This window comes from Negadavirga shengliensis (assembly GCF_042652345.1).
Classification (GTDB): domain Bacteria; phylum Bacteroidota; class Bacteroidia; order Cytophagales; family Cyclobacteriaceae; genus Negadavirga; species Negadavirga shengliensis.
This window is the reverse complement of the sequence record NZ_JBHSJJ010000025.1, coordinates 45,069-54,791: the sequence shown is the minus strand read 5'-3', so window position 1 is coordinate 54,791 and position 9,723 is coordinate 45,069. Positions and strand designations below refer to the sequence as shown.

Here is a 9,723-nt window from a genome sequence, read left to right as displayed (position 1 = left end):
TGGCGTCCGGCCCGTGACAGGCAAAGCAGTTGTCCGACAGGATCGGACGCACATGGAAGTTATAGCTGATCTGGTCAGAGGATGATAATGAAAAATCCTGATTATCATCGCCAGATCCACAAGAACTATGTAATCCAATTCCCATTACTATCACCACCAAAACCCTATTGCATAAATACATATCCGTCAACATTTTTATTTTTAACCAACCCTACCATTTTAGAAGGCTTTAGTATCCTGGATTCTGGACGATAGTGGCCACCCCGTCCTTACTGCTATATACGATAGCCTGTTCGGGAATGGGATAATATTGATTTTTTTCTTCGAAAGTCGCGCCACTTAGATATGTCCTAAGCTGTCTTTCTTTTTGTAAATAATTGTTCAATACCGTTACACTGACTCCCCATCGGACAAGGTCAAAAAATCGATGACCCTCCATTGCAAATTCCAGTCTGTTTTCAAATCTAACGGCATCTCTTGCAAATCCGGAATCCGTCCAAGTATCCTGATACAAATCAATCACATAGTTTGCCGCTGGCGAACCATCATTTTTTAAAACAAATCCAGAAGGGTTAGCGGCTCTGGATCTAATTATGTTTACGTATTCCCTGGCTTTTTCCAAATTTCCCAGCTCCACTTCACATTCTGCTGCCCACAACAGAACATGACTATAACGGATCAATCTATAATTATTTGCGCTGGCCCTCATGTTTCCGGATTTACCGGATTCGGCTCTGCTTACTATTTGTTTTTTTGATGAATAAGGGCCTGCGTATGACTGATCCCTAATCCAAAACCTGCCGGGATGATTGCCCCAATCCAAATAAGGGATTCCACGACGTCCCACTGTCCAATCCAATCTTGGGTCCAAATTTCCCTCATAGGGTTCAAAAGGTTCCGATGATAAAATGCCTTCATCATTTTTTACGTCCACTTCATTAAATGAGTAAATTAAAGGCAGTCCATTTTCATTGGTCTTGTAAGCATTAACCAGATTTTGAGATGGCTGGAAAAATCCACAACATCCACCGGGCCCGTTCGGATACATATAGGTTAAACCATCTCCAAGATTTCCCCCACTTGCATCCGCAGCAGTTAAAGAATATTGTATTTCAAAAACGGACTCTTCGTTGTTTCTGGTTTCTGCTGCAAAATTATCATGGAATTTCTCTACAAGACGATACTTGCCACTTTGGATAATTTGATCCAACAAAGTTTTGGCTGCATTTATGTGCTCTAAATCCCTCGTGCCATTGGGAAATGCCTGGAACATATGACATTTTGCCAAGTAAGCCATGGCCGCATATTTTGTAGGTCTACCCAGGTCAGGCTGCTCTTCCGGTAGGTTTTCCATTGCAAACGCAAAATCGGCCTGAATTAATGGCCAGGTATCTTCAGTATTTGGCACCAATACACTTGTTGGATCATCAGGATTCCATATTTCATCACTAATAAATGAAATATTATTCCACATTTGTTTTCCTTCAAAGTGATAATGTGCCCTTAGAAACCTGGCTTCTGCTTCAATCTGCAGCCTCCGGTCCGGATTAATTTCCGGTACCAAAGGTAAATTAGCGAGGACGTCATTTGACCGTGCAATCCCGTCATATACAGTCCGCCATTTTCCATAAAGATGCACATTCGTAGGTAACCAGACGTATCTCTCCATAAAAGTCTGCTCAGGTTGATCACCGGCATCTGAACCTTTGTAAGCATCATCAGAAACAACGCTCCCAAAAATCCAATTAGATGCCGGTGCATGCCAGCTGGTGACTCCCGCGGTTCCTATGCCGTCCAATAAAGCGTAGGCCCCAATGAGCGCCCCTTCAATCCCTCGGGGAGTCTGTAAAACTTGTGGACTATATTGTCCTTGTGGCAGTTTTTCAAGGAATTCTTCACTGCACGCCATCATTAATATTAGGGACAGCGCTATGGATATTTTTGTTTTTAATATAGCTTTCATATTCAAATCAATTAAAATTAAAACCCAGCTGACAATCCGAATATTAGGCCTTTGGGTGTAGGATAAACACCTTGATCGACGCCGATTTCGCGATCTGAACCACTATTGAAATTCCTCAAATTAACCTCTGGATCTAATCCTGAATAATTAGTAATGGTAAACAAATTCTGTAATTGGCCGTAAACCCGCAATTGATTAAGTCCGATGCGGGAAAGTATACCAGTTGGAAATGTGTATCCCAACTGAAGATTTTTTAACCTCATATACGACCCGTCTTCCACAAAATAGGTGGATGGCACACCGCTTTGGGCGTCATTAGCGTCAAGGATGGGGAGAACGGCGTTTGGATTATCCGGCCTCCATGAGTCATACAGCATTCTCTTGCTTCTGTTGCCCTGAAAAATTTCAAAATCTGTCCAATACCTAACATGATTGAATAAATCATTGCCTTGGACACCTTGGGCAAAAATTGTCAAATCAAAATTTTTATAAGCTAAATTCAAATTTATTCCATAACTGAAATCCGGGTGGGGATTGCCAATAAATGTTTGATCTTCAGAATTAATCACACCGTCCCCATTTATATCCCTAAATTTAAATTTCCCTACTCCCTGTGTTCTTTGTCCATTGATATAAATATCAGAATCATAATAACCGGGAAATGATGCGTGATTCTGGACTTCTTCTTCAGATTGCATTATTCCATCAATTATATATCCATAGAATGATGATAAAGGTCTGCCCACAATCGATCTGGTAACGGGTGGAGTCCTAAGACCAAACCCCGGCAGGAAATCATCTGGATTATCCGGGTCAAGCGCTAAGATTTTATTACGGTAAGTGGAAAAGTTTGCATTGATACTGTACCTGAATTCACCGCTATTGATGCTTCCATGATAATTTACTGCTAGGTCTATTCCCCGGTTCTGCATAGAGGCAATATTTTGCGCAGGAATAATGGCATCGCCCAATCTCGGATCAAACGCTCTGGCATATAATAGATTTTCAGTTTTTCTGTCATATACATCGAAAAAAAACTCAAGTTGATTATCAAAGAAAGAAGCATCCAATCCAATATTAATAGATGAACTGGTTTCCCATTTGGCATTAGGGTTTCCAAATCTGGCCATATCAAAGCCTTGGTTATAACCTGAGGGACTACCTGTTATACTATAACCACTGGTAAATGGATTGCTGTGATAGGTGGCGTAGGCGTTGAAATCACCAATTTCCTGATTACCGGTCTGGCCCCAGCCGGCTCTAAGTTTTAATTCGGACAAGATTGAAATATTCTCCATAAAGGATTCCTGTGACAGTCGCCATCCGCCGCTAACGGCGGGAAAAGTGGCGTATCTTGTGGCAGCCAAAAACCGGGATGACGCATCCCTTCTTACCGTGCCCTGAAAAATAAACTTATCTTTAAAAGAATAATCCACTCTACCGAAGTAAGAAAATAATGACCATAAAGTAGCGATATTTCCACTATTGGTGGCCGTGGTTGGGCTTCCGGCGTCAATGTATTGAATATCCAGAATTTCAGCAAAATACCCCTGTCTGGCTGTGCTAAGGTTGTTACCATATCCTTCAATAGACTCTAACCCAAGAAAAACGTTTATTGAATGATCTTCACCAATTGTCTTTTCGTAAGAGAGGGTATTTGTCCAAGTCCATGTGTGGTTATAATTTCGTTGCTCGGTTAAACTATTGACATTGTTCGCATGGGCAAGTTCTATTTCAATGGGGTTAAAGTACCGGCCGGCATGAATTATACCATCGATTCCAAAATTTGTTCTAAAAGTTAAATCCTGAAATAAATCTGCTTCCGCAAAAACATTTCCGAAAATCCGTAATTCTTTATAACCATTGTCCTTATTCCGATACAGTTGGCCCACGGGATTGTTAGCATTTCCCAGGTTGCTTCCCAGCGTGCCTGCAAAGTTTCCTCCAATATCATAAACAGGTATTATTGGTTGGGCACGGAAGGTATTGGAAACTTGACTGGTTTCGTGATTATTACTGTAGTTACCTTGTCTTTGTCCATAGGCAATTTGTATATTTTCGCCTACCCGAATCTTGTTTTTTACGGTAAATTCTGAATTTGCACGGAGCGTGTATCGCTTATATCCGTTATGCAATAAAATCCCTTGCTGATCAAAATAATTGGTGGAGAAAGAATATCGTCCTTTTTCGGTCCCGCCGGATATTCCTAACTGGTAATTTTGGATGGGAGCTGATTGAAAAACTTCATCCATCCAATTCGTCCCTTCCTTATTCGCCCGCGTAATTGAAAATTTAGTTTGTCCAAATTCTGGATCTGTAAACCTGTCATAACTATAGTTTCCAGGATCAACTCTTGGGTCTCCTTCAAATGCTCCGTCCGGAATGATATAATCAGGAATAACAGGCTCGGGTCCGTTTCCATACTGGGAGTGCTCCGGATTTCCGGTAACTGAATTTACCACGTTGGCATTTCGTTTACTTTGCCAAAGATATTGCCCGTATTCTGTTGTATTGAGTAAATCAAGTTTGTTTCCGGAACTCTGAATACCATAGTAGGCATCAAACGTGACTTTCGGGTCTCCTGCTTTTCCTTTTTTTGTAGTAATAATGATGACACCGTTCGCAGCTCGCGACCCATATATTGAGGCGGAAGAGGCGTCTTTCAGGATTTGAATGGATTCTATGTCATTTTGGTTTATGGTATTTAAATTGCCTTTTGTAGGAACCCCGTCTATTATATAAAGCGGGTCATTATTCCCTAATGTTCCATACCCCCTCACTCTAACTGCCACGCCGCCTCCCGGGGTATTATCAGTTCCCACTGAAACACCGGCAGCCCGACCTTGAAGTTGTTGTGCTAAGTTTGTCGCCGGCACCGCCAATAAATCCTCTGTATCTACCACACTGACTGCGCTGGTAATGTTTCTTCTTGCCTGAGAACTATATCCGGTTACTATCACTTCATCCAATGAAGAAGCATCCAGCATTAATCTGATATTTATTTCGGTTTGGTTTCCGACAGAAATTATCTTTGGTTGATACCCGATATAAGAAATCACTAAACTGGCTTCCTCGGGAACGGTGATAGAATACCTGCCATCAATATCAGTAATTGTACCTGTAGTTGTTCCTTGTACTGTAATGGTAGCTCCAGGAAGAGGTTCTCCATTTTCGTCAGTGATTATCCCGCTTACTGAAATATCATCACTCCTTACTAAACCTTTCACATTTGAGTCCGGGCCGGGATTCACCGGTTTTACGTGAATATTGTTGTTTACTTGGATAAAACTTACTTTTGCTTGTTTTGACACCTCAGCAAGTATATCATACAGTGACGTATTTTTTCTATCTACGGAAATTTTTTGATTAAGAATAACAGCATTGTCACTATAAGTAAATTTAAAATCAGTTTTTGATTCAATGTCATTAAAAAATTGGAGCAGGGTATTTTCTTTTATAGAAACATTCAGTGTTACTTCTTCAAGTGTCTTCCGTTGAGCATTTCCTGTATTGGCAAAAATTACCGTACACAGGAATAGTTGAATGGTAAATCCATACAGCAATCTTTTCGACAGCATAATCAGTTGTCTAAGTATTTTTTTTTTCATAATATTGATGTGTTTAAGTGTTACTTGAACTAAGCCTTGCTTCTTTCCACGGACACAAGGCGATTCATTGGCAGAATGCAGTTCATAGAACTAATTCTGCCTTTGTTATGCATGAACTAACTGGTATTTCTTGTTGTCATATAATTGTTATTTTGGGTTGTAAATCATGACTTCCCTTCCATCAATTTTGTATTTGATACCAGAGGTCTGGAAGATGCCCTCTAAAACATTCTCTAATATTTCATCTGTATATATACCTGTATAAGTCCAATTTGAAGAGGGGTTTCCCTGTATATGGACATTTACGCCGTACCACTTTTCAATTTTTGCTTTAATCTTTTGCAAAGAATCCTTTTTAAAAAACAGGATTTTATCTTTCCATCCAATGATTTCATTTTTCTCAAATCCGGTTTTATAATATTTTCCCCCTTTCTCTAACACCAACATCTCATTAGGTTCGACATCAACGTTATTTCCATTATCATCCCAAACCCTTATTTTTCCAGTGACCAAAGCAACAGATACATTGCCATTATCGGTATTATTGACATTAAAGGTGGTTCCTAAAACACTTATTTTGGTATTTCCAGAGGACACGACAAACGGTTTATCCAAGTCCTTTTGAATTTCAAAAAATGCCTCCCCGATTAAAAAAACCTCTCTTTCAGTTTTTCCAAAGTCCTTTGGGTACTGGATTGAACTATTGGAATTTAGATATACCTTGCTACCATCTGCTAAAGTGAGGATGGATTTTTTTCCTGCTGGGACACTTTTTATAATGACTGGGATCTCATTTGTTTCCTCAACTTGGGGGGTACGTGTAAAATACGCAACGTAAACTACCCACAAGCAAAACGAAACCACTAATAATGCAGCAAATTTTCTGAAAATCAGAACCATATCCCGTTTCGTAGACGCGGTGTTTTTATGATGTATAGCCTCATTTCTGAGTATATTTTCAAAAATATCAATGTACATTTTGTCCGTAAAAGGAATTTTATTTGAATAATGGACAGAACGGATTATCTGGACTGCTTCCATAACCGTATTTCTTCTGTCCGGGTTTTCCTGTAACCATCTTTCCCAAAAATGCTTGTTATTTGCATCTGGTCGTTTGACCCACTGGATAAAGAAATCATCCAAAAGGAAATCTTCCAATTCATAATCCGAATACCTCATAAACAGCGGATAGTGATCCATTTCATGAAACAAATACATTATTCAACCAACAACTCTTTTAATCTCGCCAGCGCACGATATATGATTTTTCTGGCAGATTTGACTTTATGAAGCTCCATCACCTCAGCAACTTCACTGTAATTCATGCCTTCGTGATATAGTAATAATATCGCCTGCCTTTGCCTTGGGGTAAGTTGATCCAAGGCAGATTGGAGTTTGTTTTGTAGTTCAGCCGTCTTTTCACTTTGGATGAGTTTGGTTTCATGCGAAACTTCGATAGAAAACAAATTATCATCCATGACGCCAGCCAGGACCTTTTTTTTGCCATTATCCCTGGTAATTTCCCTGATTAATTTCCTTTGAAGAATTTTAAACAGGTAGGCTTTAATGCTTTTAACTTCGCTTAATTCACCTCTTTTTTTTCTGAGAAAAATAAAAATGTTCTGAATAGAATCCTGTACAAGCAAATGGTCATCGGTGAATTGGGTGCCAAAATGAAACATATTCTCGACATTTAACCGATATATGTAGTTAAAAGCGATCTCGTCCCCGTTATTAAAATCCTTCCAAATTTCAATATCCGTTTTCCCTTCAAATACCTCTATAGAAGCCGAGTGTTTATTTGGCAAAGTTGGAAGGGATAAAGTAGTGGTTTTTTTTGGGTTTAATGTCATAGCGTAAAATATCCTTTCGCTTCGTATTAATAAGAGGCCTTAAACTATTAAAATGACCCCATAAAATTTTATAAAAATAAACATATAATGTATTTTGAATTCTTTTATTCTGTAGATGTCGAAATTTTTTAAACAGTAAAACTCTTTTTGAAAAATATTAATCCATTTCCATGTGTGATTTTACTGGTTTTGGAATTATTATATCAAAAAAAATAAATTCAAAAATTTAAAATCTTATAACGGTAAATATGTGAATTAATAAGTGGGGGAAGCGAAAGCAAGGTGCTTGAATGTAGGAATAAGGGTAAGGGGAGGTTGGTCTGTCCGACAAGGTTAAGTTGAATTACCAGTTGACTGAAGCCTTAAAGTTGGAAGGCATGCTGCTCGGCAAGCTGTGTTTGAGGCTTTAGGATTTTTAGGGATCAGAAGATAAACATAAACAATACGGCCCCCTAAATAGCCCGTTTTTTTAAACAAAAACCAACTTATTGAAAGTAAATTAGTTATATATTAACCGGTAGGAGAGGCCCGGCAGCCCGAAATAAAAATAGCCAAGCATGTCGCTTGGCTATTTTTGTGCAGAGGAGGAGGGATTCGAACCCCCGGAACCTCTCGGTTCAACGGTTTTCAAGACCGCCGCAATCGACCACTCTGCCACTCCTCTTAATTAATAAATAAAATTAATAAATAAAAAAAAGCCGAGGTTTCTAAGACCGCCGTCCCGATCGCCATCGGGAACCATGCTGTCACTCCTCTCAGTAAAGATAAACCCGAAATTTTCAAGGCCGCTGTCCTCCAGATGGTCTCGATAGCCACCCCCCCGGATACCGCTTGATTCTTGTTGTTTCGGTTTGCAAAAGTACGTTTAAAATTGGTTTTTACAAACCGAAACCTATGAAATTTCAACAGCATTCTTTAAGCTTTTGAATGTAAAGAATTTACTTTGGTGACGGGGCGTTTTTCAGCAGCTTTGTCCAGGCTGACGTTGATCTCAAAACCTATCAAAATGATGACAGAAGTGATCAATAACCACAGCATTACCGCTATCATGGTGCCGATAGAGCCATAAAGCTTGTTGTAGCTGGCAAAGTTGTTCAGGTAAAAAGAGAAGACATAAAATCCCAGGGTGATCAGCAGGCCGGCGGTCACAGAGCCTGTAGAAAAAAACTTCCATTTGTCGTGGACCGCGGGAGCAAATCTGAAAATATAGGCGGTGGCGATCATAAACAACACCAGCAGCACGAAAAACCTGAAAAAAGCCAGTGAATAATAGTAGATGTTGTTGGTGATGAATTCATAGGTGGATATTTGATAAAGCAGATTACTTCCTATTAACATGACCAGCACCGCCCCACATATGCTGAAGACCAGGACGAAAATGATGCTCACAGCCAACAACCGCGTTTTTAGAAACCCCCTGTTTTCCTTGGTACGGTATACGGCATTAAAGGCATTCATCATGGATATGACCCCATTGGTAGCAAGATAAAGGGCCAGAAAAAATCCTAGGGAAAGCAGGCTCTGCCTGGGCCGGCTCACAATATCCATGATGGTCGGAAGGGTTTCTTCGAAGATGCTTTCAGGAAGGATATCTTTAACAAAAAGGAGTATATTGGCCGTGGTTACATCAGGAAAAAAAAACTGTATATAAGGAATGGTATTAAGCAGAAACAGAAGGAGGGGGAACATGGCTACAGTAAAGTTGAAAGCCATGGCACTTGCCCTTTCTATCACCTCGTCTTTCTGAAGCTGGCGTATAAATATTCTGCCGACATCATATAGGTTCTGGTCTGGGTTGCCAAAATGAACTGACCTTAATTTTAAAGCCCTTTCATGAAGTCTGTCTGCGAACCTATGGACATGTTTTTTCACTTGCTTTGTTGCTCTGCGTGCCTGAAATAGGGGTTTAGTAAATCCAGCAGGTATTTGGGCGGCCTGCATGGGCGGTGGCTGTCGGTTTTCAGAAACGTCAGCAGGGTTTCTCCAGTGTGGATCAACTGGCCCTCTTCATTGTATACCTCATAATGAAAGCGGATCCTTATTCCAGGCATTTCTTTGATGGATGTGCGGATGGTCAGGAGTTCATCGTACCTGCCCGGTTGGATAAAACGGCTGTGGTTTTCCAAAACCGGCATCATGATGCCTTCCGCTTCCATTTGGCTATAAGAAAACCCGATGCTCCTAAGAGCCTCCACACGGCCTACCTCATAGTAAGTGGCGTAATTGCCATAATACACATATCCCATTTGGTCTGTCTCCGCGTATCTCACCCTTACCTGAATATCCGATTGAAACATGA

7 protein-coding genes and 1 tRNA gene are annotated in these 9,723 nt (G+C 40.2%); all 8 read right to left on the bottom strand.

Going from position 1 to position 9,723, the window contains the following annotated elements; all coding sequences use genetic code 11:
- Window positions 1–181 (bottom strand): hypothetical protein (locus tag ACFPFU_RS24925; RefSeq protein WP_377069346.1); only part of this gene is annotated, 181 nt, incomplete at its 3' end.
- Window positions 182–229: 48 nt separating this feature from the next.
- On the bottom strand, window positions 230–1,963 hold the full coding sequence (locus ACFPFU_RS24920; RefSeq protein WP_377069344.1) for a RagB/SusD family nutrient uptake outer membrane protein: 1,734 nt from the start codon (window positions 1,961–1,963) through the stop codon (window positions 230–232).
- A gap of 17 nt (window positions 1,964–1,980) precedes the next feature.
- The gene (locus tag ACFPFU_RS24915) at window positions 1,981–5,571 is read right to left on the bottom strand and encodes a SusC/RagA family TonB-linked outer membrane protein (RefSeq protein WP_377069342.1); all 3,591 of its coding nucleotides are present in this window, start codon (window positions 5,569–5,571) and stop codon (window positions 1,981–1,983) included.
- Window positions 5,572–5,718: 147 nt separating this feature from the next.
- Complete coding sequence (locus ACFPFU_RS24910) at window positions 5,719–6,750, bottom strand: FecR family protein (protein ID WP_377069340.1); 1,032 nt, start codon at window positions 6,748–6,750, stop codon at window positions 5,719–5,721.
- Window positions 6,751–6,788: 38 nt separating this feature from the next.
- Window positions 6,789–7,379, bottom strand: a complete 591-nt coding sequence (locus tag ACFPFU_RS24905; RefSeq protein ID WP_377069338.1) for an RNA polymerase sigma factor — start codon at window positions 7,377–7,379, stop codon at window positions 6,789–6,791.
- 624 nt (window positions 7,380–8,003) lie between these two features.
- Window positions 8,004–8,088, bottom strand: a tRNA-Ser gene (locus tag ACFPFU_RS24900).
- Window positions 8,089–8,339: 251 nt separating this feature from the next.
- The gene (locus ACFPFU_RS24895; RefSeq protein WP_377069336.1) at window positions 8,340–9,296 is read right to left on the bottom strand and encodes a YihY/virulence factor BrkB family protein; all 957 of its coding nucleotides are present in this window, start codon (window positions 9,294–9,296) and stop codon (window positions 8,340–8,342) included.
- Window positions 9,293–9,721: an acyl-CoA thioesterase gene (locus ACFPFU_RS24890; RefSeq protein ID WP_377069334.1), complete on the bottom strand. Its 429-nt coding sequence runs from the start codon at window positions 9,719–9,721 to the stop codon at window positions 9,293–9,295. The genes ACFPFU_RS24895 and ACFPFU_RS24890 overlap by 4 nt, the downstream gene beginning before the upstream one ends.
- Between the last annotated feature and the right edge of the window lie 2 nt (window positions 9,722–9,723).